General features: G+C 61.2%; 25 protein-coding genes. 17 read left to right on the top strand and 8 right to left on the bottom strand.

Features of this window, described 5'->3' with window-relative positions; genetic code table 11:
• The first annotated feature begins 35 nt into the window (after nucleotides 1–35).
• Nucleotides 36–1,547, top strand: coding sequence for a dihydrolipoyl dehydrogenase family protein (locus BW978_RS06255; protein ID WP_244551908.1), 1,512 nt, complete (start codon nucleotides 36–38; stop codon nucleotides 1,545–1,547).
• Entirely contained in the window at nucleotides 1,544–2,161 is a 618-nt protein-coding gene (locus tag BW978_RS06260) for a CDP-alcohol phosphatidyltransferase family protein (protein ID WP_076393355.1), read from the top strand. Before BW978_RS06255 ends, BW978_RS06260 begins: the two co-directional genes overlap by 4 nt.
• A gap of 17 nt (nucleotides 2,162–2,178) precedes the next feature.
• Here BW978_RS06260 and BW978_RS06265 read toward each other — a convergent pair whose 3' ends face one another.
• Nucleotides 2,179–2,787, bottom strand: a complete 609-nt coding sequence (locus BW978_RS06265; protein WP_175616853.1) for an RNA polymerase sigma factor — start codon at nucleotides 2,785–2,787, stop codon at nucleotides 2,179–2,181.
• A gap of 154 nt (nucleotides 2,788–2,941) precedes the next feature.
• On the opposite strand from BW978_RS06265, the gene BW978_RS06270 reads away from it, so the two are divergent.
• From BW978_RS06270 to BW978_RS06295, 6 genes are all read left to right on the top strand, one after another.
• A complete protein-coding gene (locus tag BW978_RS06270; protein WP_083697516.1) occupies nucleotides 2,942–3,736 on the top strand; it encodes a TVP38/TMEM64 family protein in 795 nt (264 codons plus the stop codon).
• 35 nt (nucleotides 3,737–3,771) lie between these two features.
• A complete protein-coding gene (locus BW978_RS06275; RefSeq protein ID WP_076393359.1) occupies nucleotides 3,772–4,017 on the top strand; it encodes a zf-HC2 domain-containing protein in 246 nt (81 codons plus the stop codon).
• Nucleotides 4,018–4,106: 89 nt separating this feature from the next.
• Complete coding sequence (locus tag BW978_RS06280; RefSeq protein ID WP_139330366.1) at nucleotides 4,107–5,336, top strand: ABC transporter substrate-binding protein; 1,230 nt, start codon at nucleotides 4,107–4,109, stop codon at nucleotides 5,334–5,336.
• A gap of 72 nt (nucleotides 5,337–5,408) precedes the next feature.
• Nucleotides 5,409–7,064 carry an ABC transporter permease gene (locus BW978_RS06285; protein WP_244551909.1) on the top strand — a complete coding sequence of 552 codons (1,656 nt, stop codon included), beginning with the start codon at nucleotides 5,409–5,411 and terminating at the stop codon, nucleotides 7,062–7,064.
• Nucleotides 7,064–7,738: an ATP-binding cassette domain-containing protein gene (locus BW978_RS06290; protein WP_076393361.1), complete on the top strand. Its 675-nt coding sequence runs from the start codon at nucleotides 7,064–7,066 to the stop codon at nucleotides 7,736–7,738. The genes BW978_RS06285 and BW978_RS06290 overlap by 1 nt, the downstream gene beginning before the upstream one ends.
• Nucleotides 7,731–8,843: an FAD-dependent oxidoreductase gene (locus BW978_RS06295; RefSeq protein ID WP_076393363.1), complete on the top strand. Its 1,113-nt coding sequence runs from the start codon at nucleotides 7,731–7,733 to the stop codon at nucleotides 8,841–8,843. The genes BW978_RS06290 and BW978_RS06295 overlap by 8 nt, the downstream gene beginning before the upstream one ends.
• Nucleotides 8,844–8,948: 105 nt before the next feature.
• On the opposite strand, the gene BW978_RS06300 is transcribed toward BW978_RS06295, so the two are convergent.
• The 6 genes from BW978_RS06300 to BW978_RS06325 all read right to left on the bottom strand — a co-directional run bounded on the left by BW978_RS06300 (nucleotide 8,949) and on the right by BW978_RS06325 (nucleotide 15,737).
• The gene (locus BW978_RS06300; RefSeq protein WP_076393365.1) at nucleotides 8,949–10,259 is read right to left on the bottom strand and encodes an extracellular solute-binding protein; all 1,311 of its coding nucleotides are present in this window, start codon (nucleotides 10,257–10,259) and stop codon (nucleotides 8,949–8,951) included.
• Between the two features lie 77 nt (nucleotides 10,260–10,336).
• Nucleotides 10,337–11,188 carry a carbohydrate ABC transporter permease gene (locus BW978_RS06305; RefSeq protein WP_076393367.1) on the bottom strand — a complete coding sequence of 284 codons (852 nt, stop codon included), beginning with the start codon at nucleotides 11,186–11,188 and terminating at the stop codon, nucleotides 10,337–10,339.
• Nucleotides 11,185–12,066 (bottom strand): carbohydrate ABC transporter permease, encoded by an 882-nt coding sequence (locus BW978_RS06310; protein ID WP_076393369.1) that lies wholly within the window; start codon nucleotides 12,064–12,066, stop codon nucleotides 11,185–11,187. The genes BW978_RS06305 and BW978_RS06310 overlap by 4 nt, the downstream gene beginning before the upstream one ends.
• 1 nt (nucleotide 12,067) lies before the next feature.
• Nucleotides 12,068–13,165: an ABC transporter ATP-binding protein gene (gene ugpC, locus BW978_RS06315; protein WP_076393371.1), complete on the bottom strand. Its 1,098-nt coding sequence runs from the start codon at nucleotides 13,163–13,165 to the stop codon at nucleotides 12,068–12,070.
• Nucleotides 13,166–13,192: 27 nt separating this feature from the next.
• Nucleotides 13,193–14,701 (bottom strand): arabinosylfuranosidase ArfA, encoded by a 1,509-nt coding sequence (locus BW978_RS06320; protein ID WP_076393373.1) that lies wholly within the window; start codon nucleotides 14,699–14,701, stop codon nucleotides 13,193–13,195.
• Nucleotides 14,702–14,816: 115 nt separating this feature from the next.
• A complete protein-coding gene (locus BW978_RS06325) occupies nucleotides 14,817–15,737 on the bottom strand; it encodes an ArsR/SmtB family transcription factor (RefSeq protein WP_076393375.1) in 921 nt (306 codons plus the stop codon).
• A gap of 248 nt (nucleotides 15,738–15,985) precedes the next feature.
• Here BW978_RS06325 and BW978_RS06330 point away from each other — a divergent pair, with 248 nt between their 5' ends.
• From BW978_RS06330 to BW978_RS06340, 3 genes are read left to right on the top strand one after another with little or no spacing between them, the layout of a single operon-like run.
• Nucleotides 15,986–17,047: an aromatic ring-hydroxylating dioxygenase subunit alpha gene (locus BW978_RS06330; RefSeq protein WP_076393377.1), complete on the top strand. Its 1,062-nt coding sequence runs from the start codon at nucleotides 15,986–15,988 to the stop codon at nucleotides 17,045–17,047.
• Nucleotides 17,048–17,051: 4 nt separating this feature from the next.
• Nucleotides 17,052–17,795 (top strand): GntR family transcriptional regulator, encoded by a 744-nt coding sequence (locus tag BW978_RS06335; protein ID WP_076393379.1) that lies wholly within the window; start codon nucleotides 17,052–17,054, stop codon nucleotides 17,793–17,795.
• A 34-nt stretch (nucleotides 17,796–17,829) separates the two neighbouring features.
• On the top strand, nucleotides 17,830–18,813 hold the full coding sequence (locus BW978_RS06340) for a PDR/VanB family oxidoreductase (RefSeq protein ID WP_076393381.1): 984 nt from the start codon (nucleotides 17,830–17,832) through the stop codon (nucleotides 18,811–18,813).
• 13 nt (nucleotides 18,814–18,826) lie between these two features.
• Here BW978_RS06340 and BW978_RS06345 read toward each other — a convergent pair whose 3' ends face one another.
• Nucleotides 18,827–19,843 (bottom strand): LacI family DNA-binding transcriptional regulator, encoded by a 1,017-nt coding sequence (locus BW978_RS06345; RefSeq protein ID WP_076393383.1) that lies wholly within the window; start codon nucleotides 19,841–19,843, stop codon nucleotides 18,827–18,829.
• 133 nt (nucleotides 19,844–19,976) lie between these two features.
• On the opposite strand from BW978_RS06345, the gene BW978_RS06350 reads away from it, so the two are divergent.
• The 6 genes from BW978_RS06350 to BW978_RS06375 all read left to right on the top strand — a co-directional run bounded on the left by BW978_RS06350 (nucleotide 19,977) and on the right by BW978_RS06375 (nucleotide 26,164).
• The gene (locus tag BW978_RS06350; protein ID WP_076393385.1) at nucleotides 19,977–21,020 is read left to right on the top strand and encodes a Gfo/Idh/MocA family protein; all 1,044 of its coding nucleotides are present in this window, start codon (nucleotides 19,977–19,979) and stop codon (nucleotides 21,018–21,020) included.
• A gap of 4 nt (nucleotides 21,021–21,024) precedes the next feature.
• Nucleotides 21,025–21,927 (top strand): sugar phosphate isomerase/epimerase family protein, encoded by a 903-nt coding sequence (locus BW978_RS06355; RefSeq protein ID WP_076393387.1) that lies wholly within the window; start codon nucleotides 21,025–21,027, stop codon nucleotides 21,925–21,927.
• 63 nt (nucleotides 21,928–21,990) lie between these two features.
• Nucleotides 21,991–23,223 carry an ABC transporter substrate-binding protein gene (locus BW978_RS06360; protein WP_076393389.1) on the top strand — a complete coding sequence of 411 codons (1,233 nt, stop codon included), beginning with the start codon at nucleotides 21,991–21,993 and terminating at the stop codon, nucleotides 23,221–23,223.
• A 138-nt stretch (nucleotides 23,224–23,361) separates the two neighbouring features.
• Entirely contained in the window at nucleotides 23,362–24,264 is a 903-nt protein-coding gene (locus BW978_RS06365; RefSeq protein ID WP_076393391.1) for a carbohydrate ABC transporter permease, read from the top strand.
• Nucleotides 24,261–25,088: a carbohydrate ABC transporter permease gene (locus BW978_RS06370; protein WP_076393393.1), complete on the top strand. Its 828-nt coding sequence runs from the start codon at nucleotides 24,261–24,263 to the stop codon at nucleotides 25,086–25,088. Before BW978_RS06365 ends, BW978_RS06370 begins: the two co-directional genes overlap by 4 nt.
• Nucleotides 25,085–26,164, top strand: a complete 1,080-nt coding sequence (locus BW978_RS06375) for an ABC transporter ATP-binding protein (RefSeq protein WP_076393395.1) — start codon at nucleotides 25,085–25,087, stop codon at nucleotides 26,162–26,164. The genes BW978_RS06370 and BW978_RS06375 overlap by 4 nt, the downstream gene beginning before the upstream one ends.
• Nucleotides 26,165–26,170: the final 6 nt, after the last annotated feature.

Consider the following 26,170-nt stretch of genomic DNA (forward strand, 5'->3'; position numbering starts at 1 on the left):
GCTGTATGACCCCCAACGCGTCAGCGGAACCGTCAATGACGAGCACAGACCAAATGCCAGGCGCCTTAGCTAATGGCTGGACAAAGCCCAAGCGCTTCGATCGCAACCTTGTCGTCATCGGTGCAGGCTCGGCCGGGCTCGTCTCCGCCTATATCGCAGCCGCCGCCAAGGCAAAGGTGACCTTGGTCGAAGCCAACAAGATGGGTGGCGATTGCCTGAACTTTGGATGTGTTCCGTCCAAGGCTCTGATCAAGAGTGCCAAGGTGGCGCATCAAATGCGCCATGCCGATCATTACGGTCTCGAAGCGGTCGAACCCAAGGTGCCCTTCTCGGCCGTTATGGAGCGGATCCACAAGGTGATCGCGGAGATCGAACCGCATGACAGCGTCGAGCGCTATACGGGTCTCGGCGTCGAGGTTCTCCAGGGCTATGCGAAGCTGATCGATCCCTGGACGGTGGAGATTGCGCTGAGCAGCGGCGGTACGCAGCGGCTTACGACACGTGCGATCATCATCGCAACCGGCGCGCAACCCGTCGTGCCTCCGATCCCGGGTCTGGCCGAAATCGGTTATCTCACCTCCGACACCCTGTGGGAGCGGCTGCGCGATCGACCGGAGGTGCCGCGTCGTCTCGTCGTTCTCGGCGGCGGGCCGATCGGGTGCGAGCTCGCACAGAGTTTCGCCCGGCTGGGCTCGCAGGTCGCTCAGATCGAGATGGCCCCGCGTTTGATGATGCGCGAGGATCCGGACGCGGCCGGCTTTGTCGAGGCGTCGCTGAAGGCCGACGGCGTGCAGGTGCTGACTGGCCATAAAGCCGTGGCCTGCGGGACGGATGACGACGAGAAGTGGCTCGAGGTCGAGCATGACGGCGGACGGCACCGCATCGGCTTTGACGAGATCATCGTCGCCGTCGGGCGTGCGCCGCGCCTGAAGGGCTTCGGGCTCGAGGAACTCGGCATCAAGGTCGACCGCGTCGTAGAGACCAACGAGTATCTGCAGACGCTCTACCCGAACATCCTGGCCGCCGGTGACGTGGCAGGGCCTTATCAATTCACGCATGTTGCCGGGCATCAGGCCTGGTTTGCTGCGATCAACGCACTCTTCGGTGATCTCAAGAGCTTCAAGGCCGATTACAGCGTCATCCCCTGGGCGACCTTCACTGATCCGGAAGTGGCGCGCGTGGGCTTGTCCGAAGCCGAGGCGAAGGAGAAGAACATCCCCTACGAGGTGACGCGCTTCGGCATCGATGATCTCGATCGGGCGATTGCCGACGGCTCGGCGCATGGCTTCGTCAAGGTGCTGACCGTGCCGGGCAAGGACAAGATCCTGGGCGTCACCATCGTCGGCGAACATGCGGGTGATCTGCTCGCGGAATTCGTCTTCGCCATGAAGCATGGCCATGGGCTCGGAAAGATCCTCGGCACGATCCACATCTATCCGACACTGGCCGAAGCGAACAAGATGGTGGCCGGGCAGTGGCGGCGCGCGCATATCAATGGTTTTCTGCTGTCGCTGCTTGAGCGTTTCCAGACCTGGAGGCGTGGATGATCGATGCGAAGTTCCTGCCCCTGCAAAAGGCGGCGCTCCAGCCAATCGCCGAGTTTCTTGCCAGCCGCGGCGTCCGGGCCGATCAAATCAGCATCGTCGGTTTTATCGCCGGGTTTGGAGCCTTCGTGGCCCTCGGCTTCGGATACTGGCTGGCGGCGCTTCTGCTGATCCTCGTCAATCGCGGCTTTGATGGCCTCGATGGTGCGGTCGCCCGGATCCAAGGGCCGACGGATCGCGGTGCCTATCTCGATATTGCCTTCGACATGGTCTTCTACGCCTTGATCCCGCTCGGCTTTGCGATCGCCTCGCCCGAGAACAATGCTCTGCCGGCGGCCATCCTCATCGTCTCCTTCGTCGGCACTGGATCTTCCTTCCTCGCCTTTTCGGCGGTCGCAGCAAAGCTTGGCCGCAAAGCGCCAGAATTTCCGACCAAGGGCATCTATTATGCCGGCGGTCTGGCGGAAGGTTTCGAGACGATCGCCGTCTTTGTTGCCATGTGCCTTTTCCCCGAGAGCTTCGCACTGATCGCCTATGGCTTTGCCGCGCTTTGTGCGCTGACCACCGTCATCCGCTGGCGTCAGGGATGGGTCGCCTTTTCGGAGGGACCGCGATGAAGGCTCGACACGCCGTTTCAGCCGACCGCGTTCAAACGGTCGAGGGCGTTGCGGACCGCCAGCCGGGCGCGATGCAGGAGAACGCGCATATTTCCTTCGCTGATGTTGAGCAATGCGCAGACCTCGCTGGGGTCGAGTTCCTGCTGGCCGCGAAGAATGAGCACCGCCCGTTGCGTCGGCGGCAGAGTGTCGATCACCTCTTCGACGTGCTGCAGCACGCTTCGACCCTCGATGTGGCGCTCCGGGGTCAGGTTCTCCCAGAGTTCCGGGATCTGGCGCCAGTGGCCGCGACCGTCAAACGCGTCTGCCAGGCTGTCGCCACTGGCGTGATCGTCGAAGAAGACGGTGCGTCCTTCGCGGCGGGCACGGCTGCGCGCCTTGTTGATGAGGATGGTGTAGATCCAGCTGGCAAGCGAACTGCGTCCCTCGAAAAGATCGATGCGACCGAGCACGGCGATCCATGTGTCCTGCGCGACCTCCTCGGCAAGGTGCCGGTGCTGGACGATGCCGGTGCCAAAACGGATCATCGAGGCATTGTGGCGCCGATAGAGAAGATCGAAAGCCGCAGCATCGCCATCCATCAGGCGCAAAACCAGAGCCTGATCATCCCCTTCGACCTGCGTCACGCCGCCCCTCACATCAATCCGGCGGCCATTAGCGAAACAAACATCTTTAAAGTCCAGCCGCATTCGCCCCCATCAAGTCATAGTGACCATGCCGTGTCTGTCGTCGCTGGCGGTGCGTTCTTACAGCGCGTCGACTGCTTTTCGGGAGATGTCCATGACTGAACGCAACGCGTCTCGCCCGGGCCATCTTTCGTCGGATAAGAACGAGCCCGTCCCCACAACCACGTCCAGCAGAAGCAAAATCTGGCGATTTACGCCGGTGGTGGTCGTCTTTGCTGGCCTTGCTCTCGGCTATGCCTTTGGCCTGCAGGACTATCTCAGTCTGGCGTTTCTCGCCGAACAGAGGCAGGCCCTGAGGGCCTATGTCGATGCCAATTTCCTCTGGTCGGCAATGCTTTTCCTTGGGATCTACATTGCCGCCGTCGCCTTCTCCTTCCCGGCCGCTTCGGTGTTGACCATCTTCGGCGGCTTTCTGTTCGGCTGGATGGTCGGCGGCGCACTTGTCGCGGTCGGTGCCACGGTCGGGGCCTCGATCCTCTTCCTTGCAACGCGATCGGCCTTCGGCAGTTTCCTTCGCCATCGCGTCGATGGTGTGGTGAAGAAGCTTGCCGACGGCTTCCGCGAAAACGCTTTCGGCTACCTCTTCGTCATCCGTCTGGCGCCGGTCTTTCCGTTCTTCGTGGTGAACATTGCCGCAGCTCTGTTCGACATCAGTCTTGGCCGTTTTTTTGCAGCGACGTTCTTCGGCATCCTGCCCGGCACCTTTGCCTATGCCTATCTCGGGCAGGGCGTCGACAGCGTCCTCCTTGCCGCACAGGAGAGCGGCCAGGAAGCGAAGATCTCGGATCTCGTGACGCCCGAGATCACGCTCGCCTTTTTCGCGCTGGCGCTCGTCGCGCTGATCCCGACCGTGGTGCGGCAGATCCGCAAGCGGGGTGCTTCGCGATGAACAGTGAGATCACAGGGTTGGGGGAAGCTTAAGCCATGTTTCGATGCAGCGAAGTTGCCGAACGCGCGAGCCTTCTGATCGATGGCGAGCTGGGCTTGTGGCCACGATTGAACATCCGTCTTCATCTGGCGATGTGTCGGGGATGCCGGGCATTCGTCGAGCAAATGCGGATAACCCGCGATCTTGCCGTATTGGCTCGGGCTGCAGAGGATCCGCTGCCGAGTGCCGAGATCGAGGCCGCGCTGGCCAGACGACGGATCCAGTCTGGACGACCATCATGAAATCCGTCGGACATCACGAGCGTAGTTCCAGAAAAGAGAGCCAAGGTGCTCGAATGCGATACGGTCAATTTCAGGGAGAAGGGCAGATCATGCGATTAATGACAGGGATTTTCGCCGCAGGGTTCATCGCGGCGGCCAGCGGTTTGCCAGCACTTGCGTCCGGCCCGGATCTTTCCGATTGGGCTGCCATCGAGAAGAGCGCTTCCGGCCAGACGGTCTATTTCAACGCTTGGGGTGGGTCGGAGAACATCAACGCCTATCTCGAATGGGTCGGCGCCGAGATGCAGTCCCGCTACGGAGTGACCGTCGTCCAGGTGAAGCTCGATGATACGGCGAGCGCCGTCGCCAAGGTGATTGCCGAGAAAGCCGCCGGCAAGGACGCAGGCGGTTCCGTCGATCTGATCTGGATCAATGGCGAGAATTTCGTGTCGATGAAGCAGCAGGAGCTGCTTCTGACACCGGGCTGGGCGACGTCCTTGCCGAACTGGGTTTATGTCGATGTCGAAAACCAGCCGACGATCCTGACCGATTTCACCGAGCCGACTGAGGGATTGGAAAGCCCCTGGGGCGGTGCGAAGATGGTCTTCTTCTATGATAGCGCCCGGACCGACGCCTCAACCCTGCCTGACAGCGCAAGCCAACTGCTCGACTGGACCACGAAGAACCCTGGTCGCTTCTCCTATCCGGCTCCGCCTGATTTCATCGGGTCGTCCTTCCTCAAGCAGGTGCTGAGTGAAGTGATCGCCGATCCGCGCAAGCTTGCCGAACCTGTGAACGAGGCAAGTTTCGAACGGGACGTCGAGCCGCTTTTTGCCTATCTCGACCAGCTCCATGACGCCGCATGGCGGTCTGGCAAGGCCTTTCCGCAAAACTATCCGGACATGAAGCAAAAGCTCGCCGATGGCGAACTCGACATCATCTTCGCCTTCAACCCGTCGGAAGCCTCGGCTGGCATCAAGGCGGGGGAGCTTCCGGACACGGTGCGATCCTTCACCTTCTCCGGCGGCACGCTCGGCAATACCCATTTCGTCGCCATTCCCTACAATGCGAATGCCAAGGAAGGCGCGCTGCTGACGGCGAATTTCCTGATTTCGCCGGAGGCGCAGCTGCGCAAGCAGGATCCGACCTATTGGGGTGACCCGACCGTCCTTTCGATGGTGAAGCTGCCGGATGCCGATCGTTCTGCCTTCGCCGCACTCGATCTGGGCGTTGCGACGCTTTCGCCTGAAAAGCTGGGGCCTGTCATTGCCGAACCGCATGCCAGCTGGATGGAGCGGATCGAAGTCGAGTGGCGTCGACGCTATGCCAGCGGCAACTGAGCCGTGCAGCGAAGTCTGAAGGCTCGCAGTTTTGTCGATCGCTTGACCGCGCTGCTTCCCAGAGGCGCGGTCTTGCTCACGCTCGGCCTGTTGCTGCTGCCAATCGCCTTCGGCCTTCTCGGAACGCTCCTGCCAGCCTTGGGCTACCTGCCGGCGCTCGGCGGTGTGGCTCTTGGCCTCGATCCATTCCGAGCTCTTTTTGCCACGCCGGGGCTTGTTCCCGCTGCTGTTCTCAGTCTGGTTACTGGGCTTGTCGCCACCATCCTCTCGCTCGCTATAACCCTGTTGTTTGTCGCGGGCTTTGCCGGGACACCCGTTCTTGCGCGCATCCAGCACATCATCTCCCCGCTTCTCGCCGTGCCGCATGCTGCCGCGGCTTTCGGGCTCGCCTTCCTCATCGCGCCCTCCGGCTTTCTCATTCGGCTCGTGGCGCCGCTTTTCGGAATAGAGCGGCCGCCCGACATTCTCATTCCGCATGATCCCTGGGGGCTGGCCATGATCGCCGGCCTTGTGATCAAGGAAACGCCCTTCCTGTTCCTGGTGACCTTGGCAGCTCTGCCGCAGGTCGACCTCACTGCTGCCCGCAGACTGGCAGCCTCTTTCGGCTATGGACGGATTGCGGGCTTCGTCTATCTGCTCTGGCCGGCGCTCTATCGGCAAATCCGTTTCGCTGTTTATGCCGTCATTGCCTATTCGTCCTCGGTCGTGGATGTCGCCGTGATCCTCGGCCCCAATCTGCCCGGCACGCTTGCCACGCGTCTCGTCCAGTGGATGAACGACCCTGACCTTTCCGTGCGATTTCTCGCGTCGGCCGGTGCAGTTCTTCAGCTCGGCGTCACCCTAGCTGCACTGCTTGCATGGTTTGGTCTGGAACGGATCGGCGCCATGCTGCTGAGATCGTTCGGCGATCGCGGCTATCGTTTCGTGCATGACCTGACCGTCCGTAGGCTCGCGATGATCGCAGTCACCATCATAGGCGCAAGCGTGTTCGCGGGTCTTTTCCTCCTCGGTCTTTGGTCGCTCGCTGGCCTCTGGCAGTTTCCAGATCTCCTGCCGCGCGATTTCACCCTGCGCAGCTGGATGACGACCCTTCCGCGCATCGGCGATCCTCTGGTGACGACGCTGATCGCGGGGCTTGCCTCGACACTGATCGCGGTGGTGCTGACGGTCGGCTGCCTCGAGCGCGAGATCCAGACGGGGCGACGGGGCGGTGACAGGAGCCTGCTGCTCCTCTATCTGCCGCTCATCGTGCCCCAGATCGCCTTCGTTTTCGGCCTTCAGCTGCTATTTGTCGGCAGCGGCAGTGATCAACGCCTCACCGCTCTCATCCTGGTGCACCTTGTGTTCGTTCTGCCTTACGTATTCCTGTCCCTTGCCGATCCGTGGCGGGCGCTCGACCGCCGCTATGAAATCATCGCCACCGCGCTCGGCCGCTCACGTCTCTCGGTGCTTCTGTCGATCCGCCTGCCGATGCTGATCCGCCCTATTCTGACCGCTCTTGCTGTCGGTTTTGCAGTCTCGGTCGGGCAGTATCTGCCGACGCTTCTGATCGGCGAGGGACGGCTGACCACCATCACCACGGAAGCTGTGGCACTCGCCTCCGGCAACAACCGCCGCGTCATTGGAGTCTATGCCCTGTTGCAGACCATTCTCCCCTTCCTCGCCTTCGCGCTTGCCGCGCTCTTGCCGGTTCTTCTCCATCGCAACCGTCGTGAGATGAGGGTGTGATGATGTCGCAAAGTCAGGTCGACACAGGTCTTCGCCTCTCCAATATCGTGATCCGCCTCGGAGATGATCTTCTGATCGCGCTCGATACAGAAGTGCCTCCTGGCTCGATTTTCACCGTCATGGGTCCTTCGGGCTCAGGGAAATCGACGCTGCTTTCCTTCATCGGCGGTTTTCTCGAGCCTGCCTTTCATGCGGAGGGTGAAGTCTCCGTTGGTGATATTGATCTTCTGGCGCTTGCGCCGGAGCAGCGACGGGCTGGTATCCTCTTCCAGGATCCGTTGCTCTTTCCGCATATGTCCGTCGGCGCCAATGTTGCCTTCGCCATTCCCGGCGAGGTTTCGGACCGGAAGCTCAGATGGCGGATGGCAGCCGAGATCCTTCGGGAGATGGAGTTACCGGGCTTTGAGGATCGCGATCCGGCGACGCTGTCAGGTGGCCAGAAGGCGCGCGTGGCGCTCGCCCGTGTCCTGGTCTCGCAACCCCGCCTGCTGTTGCTCGATGAACCCTTCTCCAAACTCGACATGGCGCTTCGCAACCAGATGCGCTCACTCGTCTTTGACCGCGCTCGCAGCGCCGGTCTGCCGGTCATTCTTGTCACGCATGACGAGGCCGATGCGGAGGCGGCGGGCGGACCGGTGCATCGGCTGGGCGATCAGGAGAACGATCATGGATGAAGACGGCAGCATCGACGCCGAGATCCTGCTGCTCGGTGGTGGTCACGCGCATGTCGAGGTGATCCGGAGGCTCGGCCTATCTGGTCTCGGGGCGAGAATGACGCTCGTCTCCCCCGGCCGGTATGCGCCTTATTCCGGCATGCTCCCGGGCTACATCGCCGGCGTGTACAGCTTTGACGACTTTCATATCGATCTGGCCGCATTGTGCTTGCGCTTCGGTGTGACCTTTCTCGAAACGTCGGCCACGCATATCGATCCCGAAGAACGGATCGTGCGTCTCGCAGAGGGCGGCTCTGTTGGCTACCGGCTCCTTTCGGTCGACATTGGATCCACGCCGTCGCTTCCGCTGGGGATATCAGCCGGCATTTCCGTCAAGCCGATTTCAAGCTTCACCGATCGCCTCGGACGGCTCGATGCTCTCATCGCCGCGGGCGAGCGCATCAGGCTCGCAGTCGTGGGGCAGGGGGTGGCGGGGGTCGAGGTCGCTTTCGCCCTAAAACAGAGATTTTCCAGTCGGGATGTGCAGATCGCGCTGATCGGGCGGTCTGCGGGACCGGTGCCGGAGCGTAGCTATCGGGCACGGCGACTGGTGGAAAAGGAACTAGGGGTGGCAGGGATCGCTCACCATCCGGCTTTTGACGTGGTCGGTTTTCAAAATGGTGAAGTCGTCGCGCGGGATGGCCGGAGACTTGTCGCCGACGAAGTCATCTGGACGACCTCGAGCGGTTCGCAAGGATTTCTGCGAGACACCGGGCTTCTGCTGGATGCCGGGGGGTTCATCCGTGTCGATGAAAACCTTCGTTCCCTGTCGCATCCGGATATCTTCGCCGCCGGCGACGTGGCGTGTCTCGCCGATCCGCGTCCCAAGGCGGGTGTCTTTGCGGTCCGTCAGGGTCCCGTTCTTGCGGAGAACATCCATCGGAGCTTGAAGGGGGAGGCGCTTGAAGTCTATCGTCCGCAGCGCTCCTGGTTGGTGCTGATATCGCTCCCGAACGGCCGTGCGATTGCCGACAAATGGGGATTGGCCGTAGTGGGGCGCTGGGTTGCCCGCTGGAAGGACCGGATCGACCGAGGTTTCATGCGGCGCTACAAACAGGACATTTGACTGCGCGCTCCGTCACCCGAGGTGGACCGATCAGCTCATCAAAAAAGCCCCGCACACCGGAGTGCGCGAGGCAGGCCAGGGAGGCCTTGGGGAGTCGGGCAGGGATCAGAGGTCGCCGAGCAGTTCGTTGACGCGGCTTTCTGCCGAAGCGAGCGCTTCGTCGACCGACTTGTCACCATTCACGGCAGCACCGATTTCCTCACCGATGATGTCCTGGATCGGGAACTGGCGCTGGACCTCGGCCGGCAGCGAGCGGCCGGTGTCGGCAATCTTCGCAATGTTTTCACGATGCGGCAGGGACTTGAACTCGTCCATGTCGAAGACTGCCTTGGAAGCCGGCAGGTGGCCGGTGCGGGCCCACTGGAAATCGTTCTCCGACAGGAACTTGAAGAGCTTGCCGATGGCATCCACCTGTTCCTGCGTGCGGTCCTTCTTTGGCATGACCCAGCTGTGGCCATCGGCATAGGTGCTGTCCTGTGCCGCAAAGAGCTGCGGTACGGGATAGACGGTATAGCCGTTCGAGAGCGCCGTGCCTTCTTTCTCGGACTGGGCGACATAGTCGCCGATCAGCCATGTACCGTTGACGGCAATCCCGCCTTCGCCATTGGCAAAGCCCGAGACGGCGGCGGCATAGTCGAGACCGGTGGTTGAGATGCCCTCATCCTTGGTCGCCTTCATCAGCTCGACGGCGGCCTTGGCTTCTGGCGTGTTCAGCTTGATGGCAGTCGGATCGGAGAAGAAGTCGGAGTTCTGTTGCTGCAGCAAGGTGTAGAGAATGCGCGCGTAGGATGCCGTCTCGTTGGCCATGATCTGGATGAGATAGGGCTTGCCGGTTTTTTCGGTAAACTGCTTGCCCTGCGAGATCAGTTCTTCTGCCGATGTCGGCAGCATCGGCGTGCCGTCCGCGTTGACGAGGCCCGCTTCTTTCATCAGGTTCAGGTTGACGTGGAAGAGCATTGTCCAGTTGTCGAAGGGCAGGCCATAGAGCTGGCCTTCCTTGGTGACGCCATTGCGGCCCGCATCGGTAAAGTTCTCCGGCGACACGCCTTGAGCGGCCAGCACTTCGTTGATCGGCTCAATGAGGCCACGGCTCTGGTAGTCTGAGATGGCAGAGTAATGCATGGAGACGACGTCGGGTGCTGCACCGGAAGCCAGCTGGGCGTTCAGCTGGTCGTAACCCGGCCATTCGACTGTGGTGACGTTGACGTCGATATCCGGATTATCGGCTTCGAACTTGTTGACCAGCGCGGTGATGATGCCGCATTCGCCGACGGCGGCGGATACGTCGGTCACGCTGCCATAGTCTGCCTCGCAGGCGCCGAAGAAGCGTTGCAGCTCGATTGTGGTCTGCGCCTGCGCCGAGGCGCCGTAGCCCAGCGCGGCGATCGCAACGGTGGTCATCAGAATCTTTTTCATCGTGTCTCACTCCCTTGTGTCGGGCTCTTGGCCCTGTTGGAATAAAGCCGGCCGGCTCCTCTCCGGCCGGGTAGGCTTCACTTCACCGCACCGCCGGAAACGGCCGTCACGATGTGTTTTTGGAAGATCACGTAGACGATCAGAGCCGGGGCGCTGGCGAAGACCGCCTGGGCCGCGAGAAAGCCCAGGCCCTCGCTCTGGGCAAAGTTGGATTGCGACGAAGCAAGCCCGACGGCCAGGGTGTACATCTCTTTCCTGGTCGCAGAGATGAGGGGCCACCAATAGTCGTTCCAGCCGCCGAGGAAGGTGAAGATGCCGAGCGTTGCTTGTGCAGGCAGGGTCTGCGGCAGCATGACCTTCCAGAAGATCCGCCATTGCGAGGCGTTGTCGAGCAGGGCCGCCTCGTCGATCTCCTTGGGGATCGCCCGGAAGAACTGCGTCATCAGGAAGACACCGAATGCGCCCGACAGGCCCGGCAGCATCAGGCCGAGATAGGTGTTGTGCAGGCCGAACCAGTTGAACATCTGGTGGCGGGCGATGATGACCGCCTGTTCGGGTACTGCGAGGCCGAAGAGGACGATGATGAACAGCGTCCGGCGGAAGGGGAATTCCAGCCGGGCAAATCCGTAGCCGGCGAGCGACGACAGCACCAGAACCAGCAGGGTCTGACCGGTGGCCACGACGAGGCTGTTGAAGAACCAGCCGAAGACCTGGGAGGAATGCCAGATGTTCAGGTAGTTGGCGATCGTATAGGGCGCGCGGAAAACCGAGTCCGTCCCGACCATCAGATCCTGGTTGCTCTTGATCGAGAGGCCGATCAGCCAGGCCACCGGCGCCATCATGACGATGGACAGGAGGGCTGCGCCCCAAAGCAGCGGCCGGTAGGTCGTCAGCACTTCCGGCTTGTAAGTCTCGTTTCTAGAGGTCATGCGCCGTCCTCCGTCTTGCGCGAGGACACGACATACTGCGCCATGGCCGCCACGAGGATGATCAGGAAGAGGTATTGGGACGCCGCTGCCGCACGACCGACATCCCATCGGACGAAGCCGACTTCGTAGATGTACATGACCAGCGGACGCGAGGATCCGTTCGGGCCGCCGTTGGTCATCAACTGGGCCTGTCCGAAGAGCTGGAACTGGAAGACGATCTGGATAATCGTGACGAGCATGATGGTGCGCGCGATCGACGGCAGGGTAATGCGTGTCAGGACGCGCAAGGGGCTGGCATTGTCGAGCGCTGCTGCCTCGTAAAGATCCTGAGGCACTTGTTGCAAGGCTGCGAGGAAGAGCATCATCGGCAGGCCGACGCACCACCAGACGGTCGCGACACCGACGGCGAACAGCGACCAGCCCCTCGTCGAGATGAAGTTGATCTGGTCGATGCCCGCCTCCGTGAAGAGCACAGACAGCAATCCATCTCCGGGGATGAAGACGAAGCGCCAGATCAGGGTGACGATGGTCACCGAGAGCACCGAGGAGGAAAAGAAGAGACCTCGGAAGAAACTGGTAGTGCGCGTTGTCCTGTTGAGTGCGAGCGCCAGAAACAGGCCCAGCGCCACGAGTGTCGGCACGCTGACCAGCACGAAGACGATGGTGTTGCGCAGGGCCTGCAGGAAGACGGCGTCGCCGGCGACGCGGATATAATTGGTCAGGCCGACAAAGCGGCCCGGACCGAAGAGGTCCACCTTGTGCAGGCTCAGCCACATGCCCCAGAAGAGGGGAAACACGAGTAGGGCGATGAAGACCAGCAGATAAGGCAGAACGAAGAGCCCATGGCTCCACTGACTGCGGCGATAGCTCTCGGCCATGTCAATCCACCTCCCGGCGATAGGCGCGACCATCGGCGCCGAAGAGGTGGAAGGCATGCGGATCGGCCGAGACCATGACCCGGTCTCCGGCCTTGATCAGCGAGCGGCCGTCGGCTTCCACGACAAGCTTGCTGCCGTCGTCGAGCACGCCGTAAACGAGAGATCGATCGCCAAGGCGCTCGACCACTTCGGCCGTCAGCGGCACGCCGGCGGTCCCGTCGGTCACGACGCCGACATCCTCGGCGCGAATGCCGAGGGTGGCACCGTCAGGACTGGAACCATCCGGGACATGGAAGCCCGTCTTGACAATTCCGAGGCCTGCCGTGCTCACGGCAAGGCCCGTCGTGGTTTTCTGCCAGGCGGTGACGGGCAGGAAGTTCATGGCCGGAGAGCCGATGAAACTTGCGACGAACTTGCTCGCCGGACGCTGGTAGACATCCATCGGCGTGCCGATCTGTTCGATCTTGCGGGCGTTCATGATGACGATCCGGTCGGCAAGCGTCATCGCTTCCACCTGGTCGTGGGTGACGAAGATCATCGTCGAGCCGAGGCGGTGGTGCAGTTGCGCAAGCTCGAGACGCGTGCGGCCACGCAAGGCAGCGTCGAGGTTCGACAGCGGCTCATCGAACAGGAAGGCCTTGGGCTCCTTGACGATGGCGCGGCCGATGGCAACGCGCTGGCGCTGGCCGCCCGAGAGCTTCTGCGGCTTGCGGTCGAGCAGATGGCCGATCTCGAGTGTCTCGGCGGCGGCGAGCACGCGGCTCTCGATTTCGCCCTTCGCCATGCCGATATTTTCGAGCCCGAAGGACATGTTCTGCTTCACGGTCATATGCGGGTAGAGCGCATAGGACTGGAAAACCATGGCGACCCCGCGCTTGCCTGGCGGCAAGGTATCCACCCGGCTGCCGGCAACCGAAATGCTCCCGGCCGTGACGTCTTCGAGGCCCGCGATCATGCGGAGAAGGGTCGACTTGCCGCAGCCCGAAGGCCCCAGGAAGACGACGAATTCACCCGCTTCGATAGACAGCGAAATGTCCTCGAGTACGGTCAGTGCGCCGTAGCGCTTGGTGACGTTGTCAATTTCAATCGAAGCCGACATGGTTTCTCCTCCCCGTCGTCGATTGGCTTACTGGCCGAGCCGGATTATCCGGTAGCTGAGCGGCGCGACCTCTGCCTTGAGGCGTCCGCTTTCGATGGTGACCCCGCTGCCGTCCACAGGCGCCACGGGTTGCTGGTCCGGACCGTTCACCGCCTTCAGCGCATGCCCGGCGATGACCTTGTCCATGATGACCGTCCGGTCACCGAAGCCGTCGAGCGCGACATCGAGAGCGATGGCGTCGCTCTCGTGGCGGTTGACTATGAAGAGGGTCAGCGCGCCGTCGGTATCGCTCTCGACGGCGGAGACGTCGAGATAGGGAACGGCCTCGGCAAAGTCGGTCGAATAACCAGGGCAATCGATCGACAGCTGGTAGGAGGTGCCACGGCCGTAGCGCGAGGCAAAGAGGTAAGGGTAATAGGTCGTCTGGCGCCAGGCAGGGCCGCCGGGCACGGTCATGATCGGCGCGATGACGTTGACGAGCTGCGCCAGGCAGCCGACCTTCACGACGTCGGCGCGGCGGATGAAGGTGTTGAGGATGCAGCCGACCTGCAGCACGTCCTCGAAGTTGTAAATGTCTTCGAGAAGCTCAGGCGCATGCGGCCAGCCATCGCGGCCTTCGAGAACCTTCCGGTCGGCTTCGTTGGAATGGTACCAGACGTTCCACTCGTCGAAGCTGATATAGACGTCCTTCTTCGAGCGCTTCTTTGCCTTGGTCACCTTGATCACGGAAGCGATGGTCTCGATGTAGTCATCCAAGCGGGCGTTCTGCGCCAGATAGGCCGCGGTGTCGCCGGCATGGTTCTCGAAATACATGTGCAGGCTGATGTAATCGACGCTGTCATAGGTGTAGTCGAGGACGGTTGCTTCCCAGGCCGGATAGGTCGGCATTTTGGGGGAAGAGGAGCCGCAGACGACCAGCTCGATCGACTTGTCGAAAGCGCGCATGGCCTTGGCCGTCTCGAATGCGACCCGACCATATTCCTCGGCGGTCTTCTGGCCGATCTGCCAGGGGCCGTCCATCTCGTTGCCGAGGCACCAGAGCTTGACGTTCCACGGCTCTTCGCGACCGTTCTTGCGGCGCAGATCCGACCAGTAGCTGCCGCCGGGGTGGTTCACATATTCGAGGAAGGCGCGGGCTTCATCCAGGCCGCGAGATCCCAAATTGACGGCGAGCATCATCTCGGTGTTGGCGGCCTTGGCCCAGTCGGCAAATTCGTGGATGCCGACCTGGTTGGATTCCGAGGTATGCCAGGCGAGGTCGAGGCGGACCGGGCGGTCTTCCTTCGGCCCGATGCCGTCTTCCCAGTTATAGGCCGAAACGAAGTTTCCGCCGGGATAGCGGACGACGGGAACATCGAGTTCGCGGACGAGATCGATGACGTCCTGGCGCATGCCGTTTTCGTCAGCGGTCGGGTGATCAGGCTCATAGATGCCGGTGTAGACCGCGCGACCGAGGTGTTCGACGAAGGAGCCATACAGACGTGGATCGATCGTGCTGATCTTGTAATCGCGGTGAACGGTGCCGACAGCCCGCATGTGCATTTCCTCCAAATATATCCGTTTTTCGGATATCTATCATAATTAAGGATATGATACACGGGATCGACCGGAGGTCAATCCGGCAATATGCAGGGGAAATAGGAGGGGCGCTTCAGGTCTTGATCCGCAGGACAATGTCCTGATCGTAATTGCCGAAGCCTCGGCCGAAGATGTTGATTCCGCCGGGATGTTCGGCCGTTTCCGGCACTTCGATCCGGACGCGGATCGATCGGTGATCGAGCAGCTCGAGGTCGCCGAGTGTCGTTTCGGAGACCCGCATGCCATCGATGAAGGTGCCGTTGTCCGTCACCCGGAAACTTTTAAGAACGCCATACTGGCTGCCGCGCAGCTTCCACCAGTCGGGCGTGAACTTGCCGCGCCGATCGCCGAAATCGCCGGGTGACGTCCAGGTCGCGACCGCCTTGCCATTGATCGAAATGGTGATGTCGGACGGCCAGTTTTCGGAGGTGCCCGGCACTTCCGAAGAGAGCTCCATGAGCAGTTCGAGTTCCCGGATCGGTGCGCCCTTGATCCTGGCATTGTTGGGAAACTGATAGTCGACATAGCCGCGGGTAAACCAGAGCAGGCCCGCCTTCATGCGGTCCGGAGACAGGAAGGTGTCGGGGCTATCGAGGTAACCGATGATCGCATCTGGGCCGCACATGCCGCAGGGGGCGTAGACGTCGTAGCCGCTATAGAGGCCGACCGGCATGGAGACTTCGATAGCCTCGTCTGTCGCCTCATTGGGTCGCGTAAACGTGAGGACGATCTCGTCGTGCACGGCATGGCAGATCTTCTGGCTGCCCTTGCGTGCCTTCTGAACCTCGGTTCGGATGAGGCCCGCTTCTTCCATCTGGTTGAGATGTGTGGATGTGGTTGATTGCGGGAGTTCCAGCACCTCGGCAATCTCGTTGACGTTGAGTGGACCTCTGGCGTGAAGCAGTTCCAGGATCGCCAATCGTGCCGGCGCGGCGAGGCTCTTGAGGACATCCTTGCCGTCTTCCGGCGTGATCATCAAAAAACGGCTGCTCAAATCGGGTCCCCCTGCATTTCTCAATGCGTATCAGAATTCCTGATTAAAACAAGACTAGGTGGAGCGCTTCGGTTGGTGACTGAGCGTCTGATGCAGTTGTTTTGGAGTGCTGTTCCTGGTTGATGGTGCGTGTATACATGAGACGTTAAATGGGCGGTTTTCCACGCCTCCGAAGCGTTTCGCCGCAGCTTTTGTTGACATGCTGTATACATTGTGGCTCTCTAGCGTTCGATAGAGGAGGAGCTGTCATGTCCAAACCCACCTTTCCGCTGAATGCCTGGTACGCTGCGGCCTATGATGTCGAGTTGAAGCGCCAGCTTTTGCCGCGGACGATCTGCAACAAGCCGGTTGTCCTGTATCGCAAGGAAAATGGCACGCCTGTCGCGCTCGCCGATGCCTGTTGGCACAGGCTCGTGCCGCTGTCGCTCGGGCGGCTCGAGGGTGACAATGTCATCTGTGGCTATCATGGTCTCGAATTCGACGAGACGGGGCGCTGTGTATACATGCCATCGCAGGACACGATCAATCCGTCGGCCTGCGTCAAGTCCTATCCGATCGCCGAGAAGCATCGCTTCATCTGGATCTGGCCGGGCGATCCGGCGCTCGCCGATCCCGCACAGATCCCCGACATGCACTGGAACCAGGATCCCGACTGGGCCGCCGATGGCAAGATGATAGAGGTGAAGTGCGATTATCGTCTGGTTGTCGACAATCTGATGGATCTCACCCACGAGACCTTCGTGCACGGCTCGTCGATCGGCAATCGTGCCGTTGCCGAAGCACCGTTCGAAGCGAGCCACTCCGATCGCTTCGCTTACATCACGCGCTGGATGGAAGACATCGACCCGCCGCCCTTCTGGCGCAAGCAGTTTGGTCGCCCGGGCAAGGTCGACCGCTGGCAGATCATCCGCTTCGAGGCGCCTTGCACTGTCACCATCGACGTCGGCGTTGCCGAAGCGGGAACCGGCGCCAAGCAGGGTGATCGCTCCAAGGGTGTCAATGGCTATGTGCTCAACACGATCACGCCGTCGACGGACAAGACCTGTCTCTATTTCTGGGCCTTTGCGCGCAACTACGACCTCGGCAACCAGGCGCGCACACATGAGCTGCGCGAAGGCGTCGCCAGTGTCTTCCGTGAGGACGAAGAGGTGCTCGAAGCCCAGCAGCGGGCGATCGATGCGAATCCCGATCACCAGTTCTACAACCTCAACATCGATGCCGGATCGATGTGGGCGCGTAAGCTGATCGACCGGATGATCGACGCCGAAACGAAGCCGCAGGCCGGGCCTCATGCGGTCGCTGCGGAGTGATGAAATGACGGCTGATAACGAACGCGCTCCGAAACAGCAGACGGCAAAGGCACTGCTTGGACTGCGAGATCTCATCCTGACGGGTGAGATCGAGCCGGGCGAGCGGCTGTCTGAAGTCGCACTTGCGGAGCGTCTGTCTGTATCGCGCACCCCGCTCCGGGCCGCCTTGCAGCGGCTTGAACAGGAGGGCTTGGTCGCGCTCATCCCGTCCGGCGGTTATGCTGTGCGTTCGTTCAGCCGGCAGGAGGTGATCGATGCGATCGAGTTGCGGGGCGTGCTGGAAGGCACTGCCGCGCGGCTTGCTGCCGAGCGCGGTGCAACGCCAGCCCGGATGAAAGCCATTCGCGAGGTCGTGGTCCAACTCGATGATGTCTTGATGGCCGAGGCATCTTTCATGGATTTCGAGCGCTATGAGGCGTTGAACGGCAGGTTTCATCGCCTGCTCTGGGATCTCGCGGGAAGTGAGGTTCTGCGCCGCGAGATCGAACGGATGACAAGCCTACCCTTTGCGAGCCCGAATGCCTTCGTCAACACGGAGTCCGATGCGCCGGCGTTCTACAGGACGCTTGTGGTCGCGCAGGCGCAGCACAACGCGATCGTATCGGCCATCGAATTGAGGGAGGGCGCGCGGGCCGAGGCGTTGGCTCGGGAGCATGCGCGGCTTGCCCGGCAAAACCTCGATTTCGTGCTGGAGGAGCAGCCCGATCTGCGCCGCAAGGTTCTGGCGCTTGCCCTGATGGCCGGCTGATCGGATCTGGGATCAATTTATCTGGGAGGATTTCATGCGTTCCAAGCTGGAATGGCGTGCAGCGCGCGTCGTATCGATCGAAACCCCGGCAGAGGATGTCCGGGCCGTGACATTCGCGGTGGAAGGGCTGCGGCAGGCGTTTGATCCGGGGTCGCATACCAATATCAAGGTTGTCATACGGGGGGAGCCGGCAATCCGAACCTATACGGTGCTGCCGAGCGCGCCGGGCACGCTGAAGATCGCCGTCAAACTGCATCCCAACAGTCGGGGTGGCTCAGCCTTCGTCTGGAACATGGCAGTCGGTGACGAAACCGAGATGACCGAGCCGGAGAACCGCTTCGAGCTCTCCTGGCGGGCTTCACACTATCTGCTGATCGCTGGCGGTATCGGGATCACGCCGATCTATGGCATGGCGAGGGCGCTCATCGCGCGCGGTCATTCCGTGCGGCTGATTTATGGCGCGAAGAGCCGGGCGCAGATGGCTTTTGTCGACGAGCTGCAGGCTTTGCTGGGAGATGGTCTCGAGACCTTCGTGCAGGACGAGGGGCGGGCGTTCGACCTTGCGGCCGAGATTGCCGCCCTTCCAGTGGACGGCGAGGCCTACATCTGCGGCCCGCATGGGCTTCTGGAAGCGGCGCGCAATACCTGGCGCGAGAGCGGCCGGTCGATGAGCCGGCTGCGCTTCGAGGTTTTCGGCGACAGCGGGCGTTTCGCGGAGCAGCCTTTCTCGGTCACCGTTCCCCAATATGGCCGAACCGTCGAGGTACGTGCCGACCAGACCATGCTGGATGCGCTGATGGAGGCGGGGATCGACATGGTCTATGACTGTCGCCGCGGTGAATGCGGATTGTGCGCGGTCAGCATCGTCGATGCATCCACGCCGATCGACCATCGTGACGTGTTCTTCTCCCCTGAAGAGCGACACGAGGGAGAGAAGATGTGTGCCTGTGTCTCGCGTGCCGTCGGGGGAAGCGTGACGATCGACACCGGCTATCGGCAGGAGGCATTGCGGGCCTGAGCCGGCAGTGGCATCAGTCGCTCTCACCCTCGATCAGGATCATCGGCCAAAGGCGCCTGCGAACAGCATCCGGATAGTGATGCGTGAAATCCGGCATGGTGGCGAGCAGGCTTTCTGCCAAGGCGATCCCGAGTCCCCTCAAATCTGGGCGGAAGCAGGTGAGAACCGGGTTCAGGAACTGCGCCTGCGGGCTATATTGCCCGATGACTGCGATATCCTTGCCGGGCTTCAGTCCCACCTCCTGCAGGCCGCGATAGAAGCCGACCACGGTCGCCTCGTTGAGGAGGATGATCGCTGTGGGACGGTCGCGTGATTTCATCACTTGCTGGGCGACGTGATAGCCGCCCGGTTCATTCGGGCCGGAGCGATAGACATTGGCCGGGTCGAGTTCGAGCCCGTGGCGGGCGAGCACGACGCGGCAGTGGTTCTCGAAGACATGGCCGAGATTGATGTCGCCATGGGGGCGGCTGATCGCGATCCGCTTGTGGCCGCGCGCCACCAGGCGTTCGATTGCGTCTTCCGCCATGCCTTCGAAGTCCAGATCGTACCAGGGTTGGCCGACATCGGTCTGGCTTCGGCCAAGTGTGATGAAGGGGATCTTCGTCTTGTGCAGAAGCTCGAAGCGGGGATCCTGGAAGCGCGTTGCCGACAGGATGATGCCGTCGGCGAAGCCCCGGGCGACGATGCGCTTCAGGTAGGCGTCGGGATCTTCTTCCGACGAGCAGAGCAGGGCGACGAGGTCGAGCTTGTGGCGGGCGAGCACCGTCTGCATGCCGTCGAAGACGCGCATGAAGAAGGTATCCCCCTGGCCGGTAATGTCATGGCCGGTCTGCATCATGAAGCCGATGATGCCGGTTGCGCCCTTGCGCAACGAGCGGCCGGCCTGATTGGCGACGTAACCCAGCTTCTCTGCCGCTTCCAGCACGCGTCGGCGCGTCTCCTCGTTGACATCGGGCTTGCCATTCAGCGCACGCGAAACCGTACCGATCGAGATATCCAGATGTTCGGCCAGCTCGCGAATGCCTGTCATTTCCCCTCCCCAAGCGATGGTCCGTAATCGTTTACGAAAAACTATTGACACATGCGAGGTCTCGTTCATAGTGTCGTAAACGTTTACGGGATGCGTGGAAGAGGAGTTCCGCTCATCCTTTGGGAGGATATCAGTGACATCAAGAGCCGTTTTGTGCGGGTGCGGAGCTATGGCCAAAGGCTGGCTTCGAGCGCTTCAGTCTGCATCCGATCCGGGGCGAGAGGTCGAAATTGTCGGCCTCGTCGATCTCGATCCTGCCACGGCGAAGGCGCTCGCGGCCGAGTTCGCACTGGAAGACGTGATCATCGGAACCGATCTCGCATCGGTGATCGAAGCGACCCGGGCGAACATGGTGTTCGATGTGGTGGTGCCGTCCGCGCGTTTCCACGTCGTCTCCACAGCGCTCAAACTCGGCTGCCATGTGTTGTCGGAAAAGCCGCTCGCCACGTCCATGGATGAGGCCAAGGCGCTGCTTGCGCTTGCCGCACAGAGTGGCCGAGTGCATGCCGTGGTTCAGAATCGTCGTTTCATCTCCGGTGTCCGGCGCCTGCGCCGCGCCGTCGAGGATGGTTTGATCGGGGAGCTTTCCGGCATCCACTGCGACTTCTTTATCGCCCCGCATTTCGGTGGCTTTCGAGAAGAGATGGACAATGTCTTGCTGCTCGACATGGCGATCCACACCTTCGATGCCGCCCGCTTCGTGTCGGGCAAGCACCCGCTTTCGGTCTATTGCGTGGAGAGCAATCCGTCTGGCTCCTGGTATGCCCATGGCGCGTCGGCGAACGCGATTTTCAAGCTCTCGGGCGATGCTGTCTTCACCTATCGCGGCTCCTGGTGCGCCGAAGGGCGGCGTACGAGTTGGGAGAGCGCCTGGAGGCTCGTTGGCTCGAAGGGCATGATCACCTGGGACGGCGAGGAGACCTTTGAGGCCACGGTCGCCGGCAGTGAACCCGGCCTGCTGCGCGGTCAGCAAATCTTGCCCGTGCCGTTGGCGCCTGACGAGGACGAGACGCACGGACATCGGAGCGTGCTCGCCGAATTCATCGACGCGGTGACATCCGGGCGGAAGCCCGAGACTGCGAGCGACGACAACATCAACAGCCTTTCCATGGTGTTCGGCGCGATCGAGAGCGCCCGGACCGGACTTCCCGTCAGCATTTCAGTCGAAGGACATTGAGCTCGTGAGCAATCCCGCAAAATCCATTCGTATCGGAACCATGGTCAGCGCCAGTGGCGGCAAGGCGGCCGAGCGGATCGGACAGATCGCCGACATGGGCTTCGAGAGTTTTGAGCCCTTCTTCTGGCAGACCACCAATGGCCAGGATCTCGCCGATCTCGGCAAGCGCTGCGTCGAGGCGATTGGGGATCGCGACATCACGATTTCGACGCTCGGGATGTTCGGCAATCCGCTGGAAGAGACCGACATGGACCTTCAGACCCTTCAGGGCTGGAAGGACTGTATCGACAATGCCCATCATTTCGGCGCGACCTGCATCGCCGGTTTTACGGGTCGTATCCGTAACCGTCCTCTGACGGAGAGCCTGCCGCGCTATCGCGAAATCTGGAGCGAGCTGGCCAAGCGTGCTGCAGACAAGGGCGTGAAGATCGCCTTTGAAAACTGCGCCATGGACGGCAACTGGCAGACCGGCGACTGGAATATCGCCCACAACCCGGATGCCTGGGAGCTGATCTTCAACGAGACCCCGGATGACAACATCGGGCTCGAATGGGAGCCCTGCCATCAGATGGTCTATCTGATCGACCCGATTCCGCAGATCCGTAAATGGGCGCACAAGTTCTTCCACGTGCATGGCAAGGACGCCACGATCCGCTGGGACGTGATCCGCGAACACGGTGTCTTCGGAAAACACCCCTTCGTCTTTATGCGCACGCCGGGCTTCGGCGATACCAACTGGACGGATGTCATCTCGGAGCTGCGGCTCGCGGGCTGGTCCGGTTCGATCGACATCGAGGGCTGGCACGATCCGGTCTATCGCGACGCGCTGGAAATGACCGGCCAGGTGCATGGTCTGAATCATCTGAAGAATTGCCGGGGCGGGGATTTCGTCACCGATCCGGTCTGAGCTTTCGGAAATATGGGTCTTGTGGAGGACAGGGCCCATGCAAGAACCCAAGAGGAGGAAACCATGGGTATTCGCAAGCATATCGCCTTCGGCGCCTTGGCGCTGGCCAGTGTCTCCCTGTTCGGGCTATCGGCCCAGGCAGAAGAAGTGAAGATCACCGTCTGGTCACTCGACCGCGACATCCAGCCGGCACCCAATTTGATCAATGACTTCAATGCGCTCGGAAACGGCATCACGGTCGAATACCGCCAGATCCAGTTCGACGACGTCGTCAGCGAGGCGATGCGCGCCTATTCGACCGGACAGGCGCCCGATATCATCGCGATCGACAATCCCGAGCATGCCTTGTTTGCCTCACGTGGCGCCTTTCTCGACCTGACGGACCGGATCGCGAAATCGGAAGCGATCAAGACAGAAAACTACTTTGCAGGCCCGCTCAACTCGGTGACCTGGGACGGGAAGCTCTTCGGTGTGCCGAAGGCCACCAACACGATCGCCCTCTACTACAATGCCGACATGTTCAAGGAGAAGGGCCTCGATCCGGACAAGCCGCCGCAGACCTGGGCTGAACTGCTTGATGCCGCGCGCAAGCTCAACGATCCGGCGAAAAACGTCTACGGCCTCGCTTTCTCGGCCAAGGCCAGCGAAGAGGGGACCTTCCAGTTTCTTCCCTGGGCGCAGATGGGCGGCGGTGGCTACCAGGCAATCAATGCAGAGGGCGCTGTGAAGGCGCTCGAGACATGGAAAACCCTGATGGATGAGAAGCTTGCCTCTCCGGACAGCCTGACGCGCGGACAGTGGGATTCCACCGGCACCTTTAACTCGGGCAATGCGGCCATGGCGATCTCCGGGCCATGGGAGCTGAACCGGATGAGCGATGAAGCCAAGTTCGACTGGCGCGTGGCGCTTCTGCCCGTGCCGGAAGCCGGTGCCGAGCGCTCGTCGGCCATGGGTGACTTCAACTGGGCGATTTTCGCCAACACGAAGCAGCCGGAAGAAGCCTTCAAGGTCCTGGAATACTTTGCAGCTCAAGATGACCAGATGTTCGAGAAATTTGGCCAGCTGCCGGCCCGTTCCGACATAACCCTGCCGGCGACCGGCAACGAGAGGAAGGACGCGGCTCTCAAGGTCTTCCAGGAGCAGTTGCAATATGCCCAGCCACGCGGGCCGCATCCCGAATGGCCGAAGATCTCCAAGGCGATCCAGGATGCCATCCAGGCGGCGCTCACGGGTCAATCGTCGCCCAAGGAAGCGCTCGATCAGGCGGCTGAAACCATCGCGGCCATCACCGGCTGACCCTATCCGCAGGGGTCCGAAGCCTGCTTTCAACGCTATCGGATCCCTGTCTAGCCTATCTCCCGGACGGCCGTCCTCGTTCCCACAAGTGGCGGGGGCGGCCTGACCGGAGGTGCCAATCGCGATGCGGAGACCAGCATGCGCAAGATACTGTCCAGCCTGACTGATGGCCGCGGTTTCGATATCGGCCTGATGGCGCTGCCGCTCGCCTTTCTCTTCGTTCTGTCCGGCTTGCCGTTGCTCTACAACGTGCTGATGAGTTTCCAGGAAGTCGACATGTTCTCGCTCGGGACCTTCTTCCGGCCCTTTGTCGGCTTCAAGAACTATGTCTCCTTGTTCGCGCAACGCGAGACCTGGCCGATCCTCAGCAATACGGCGATCTTCGTCGCGGCTTCGATCGCCGGACAATTCGTCATCGGCTTCGGACTTGCTCTTTTCTTCTGGACCAATTTTCCAGGCGCGTCCTGGCTGCGTGGTCTCTTTCTCGTCTCCTGGGTTATGCCCGGTCTCGTTGTCGGCGCGATCTGGAACTTGATACTCTCGGGTGATTTCGGCGTCCTGAACTACGTCCTGCGGGAAGCAGGCGTCATCTCGCAGAACATCTTCTGGCGCTCGGATCCGAACTACTCGCTCTGGGCCGTGATCATCGCCAATATCTGGCTTGGGACATCCTTCAACATGATCCTGCTTTCCGTCGGTCTTTCCGGTATCCCGAAGGATCTCTATGAGGCCGCGGAACTGGATGGCGCCAATGTCTGGCAAAGGTTCTGGACGATCACGCTGCCGATGATGCGCTCGACCATCGGGGCGATCATCTCGCTCGGGCTGATCTTCACCCTGCAGCAGTTCGACCTCTTCGCCGCCATCACATCGGGCGGGCCGAATAACTCGTCCAATGTCGCGCAATACTGGGCCTGGGATCAATCCTTCCGTCAGTATGATTTCGCCCGTGGAGCCACGATCTCCGTCCTGATGCTCGTCGTCGTGATGTTCGCTTCGGTGGTCTATGTCCGTTCAACCAAGCAGGAGGTGCGCGGATGAGCGAGCCCTGGCGCAACCGACTGATGCTGGCGATCGCAATCGTGCTCGCCGCAATCTATCTCTTCCCGCTCTACTGGATGTACATCACCACCTTGAAGAGCGGTTCCGCGATGTTCGCCACGCCGCCCAGCTTTTGGCCGTCCGATCCGCAATGGTCGACCTACGCATATGTCTGGGAGAGCCGCAACCTTGCCCGATACATGTGGAATTCGCTCGTCATCGCGTTCGGCGCGGTCGCTCTGATCACGGTTCTCGGAACCGGTTGCGCTTACGTGCTTGCTCGCTATCGCAACGGATGGATCGATATCGGGCTCTTCCTGATCCTGATGTTGCAGGTGCTGCCGGCCTCGTTGATGATTACCCCCATCTTCGTCGGCTTTTCGCAGCTCGGCATGCTCGAATACCCGCGTACCGCCGTGATCATCGCGATTGCTGCGAAGAGCATGCCCTTCTTCGTCGTTTTGGTGCGCGCCACCTTCATGAGCGTGCCAATCGAGCTCGAGGAGGCGGCGCTGGTCGACGGGAATTCGCGGATCGGTGCCTTCTTCCACATCGTTCTGCCGCTCGCGCGCAACGGTATCCTGGTGTCCGCCATCCTGATCTTCATGCAGGCCTTCGGCGAGTTCGTCTATTCGAAGTCGATCATCCAGGCGGTCGAATACCAACCCGCAAGCGTCGGCCTTAATTCCTTCATGGGGCCCAATACCAATGAGTGGAACAACATCATGGCCTTTGCCACGATCTATGTGACACCCATCCTCGCCGTTTTTGTTCTCTTGCAGCGCCGGATCGTCTCCGGGCTCACGTCTGGAGCTCTCAAATGACCCATCAGATCGAACTATCCGGCGTCAACAAGTACTACGGTGCCTATCACGCCCTGCGCGACATCGATCTCAAGATCCGCAAGGGTTCCTTCGTCGCCTTGGTCGGTCCGTCCGGTTGCGGCAAGTCAACGCTTCTGCGGTCGCTGGCTGGTCTCGAAAGCATTTCGGCGGGTGACCTGATCATTGCCGGCGAGAAGATGAACGGCGTACCGCCGCGCAAGCGCGACCTTGCCATGGTCTTCCAGTCCTATGCGCTCTACCCGCACATGACGGTTGAAGAGAACCTCACCTATTCCCTGCGTATTCGCGGGGTGAAGAAGGCAGAGGCCAAGAAGGCGGCGGAAGAGGTGGCGGCGACGACGGGCTTGTCCAATCTGTTGCACCGCTACCCGCGTGAACTCTCCGGCGGTCAGCGCCAGCGCGTGGCGATGAGCCGGGCCATCATCCGGCATCCGAAGGCGTTTCTGTTTGACGAACCGCTCTCCAATCTCGACGCCGCCCTTCGCGTGCACATGCGCAAGGAAATCCGCTCGTTGCATGACCGGCTGGGTGCCACTTCCGTCTATGTCACCCATGACCAGATCGAGGCGATGACCATGGCCGATCATGTCGTCGTCATGCGGCAGGGCGTGATCGAGCAGCAGGGGCCTCCGCTCGAGCTCTATGATCGGCCGGTCAATAAGTTCGTTGCCGGCTTCATCGGTTCGCCGGCGATGAACTTCATCCCGGCCAAGGCGGGTGCGGATGGGCGGTCTCTGGTTTTCGAACTCGGCAATCCGCAAGTCGTGACGCTAGATCGGCCTCTGCCGACAGCCTCCAAGCTGATCGTCGGCCTGCGGCCAGAGCATCTCCGGCTGGTCGAGGAAGCAGACGCACAGATCCGACTGCCGGTCGGTGTCGTCGAGAGCACCGGCTCGATGACCTACATCACGTCTGCCACGACACCCGAGATCAATGTGGTCGTGACGGATCGCCAGCCGCTCAGGTCGGGCGAGATGATGTCGCTCGGCTTCGATCCGGCGGATCTGCATCTGTTCGATGCCGACAGCGAACGACGGATCGACATCGCCGGTTGATCTAGA

Origin of the sequence: Rhizobium sp. RU33A (assembly GCF_900156055.1) — a bacterium.
Lineage (GTDB): Bacteria > Pseudomonadota > Alphaproteobacteria > Rhizobiales > Rhizobiaceae > Allorhizobium.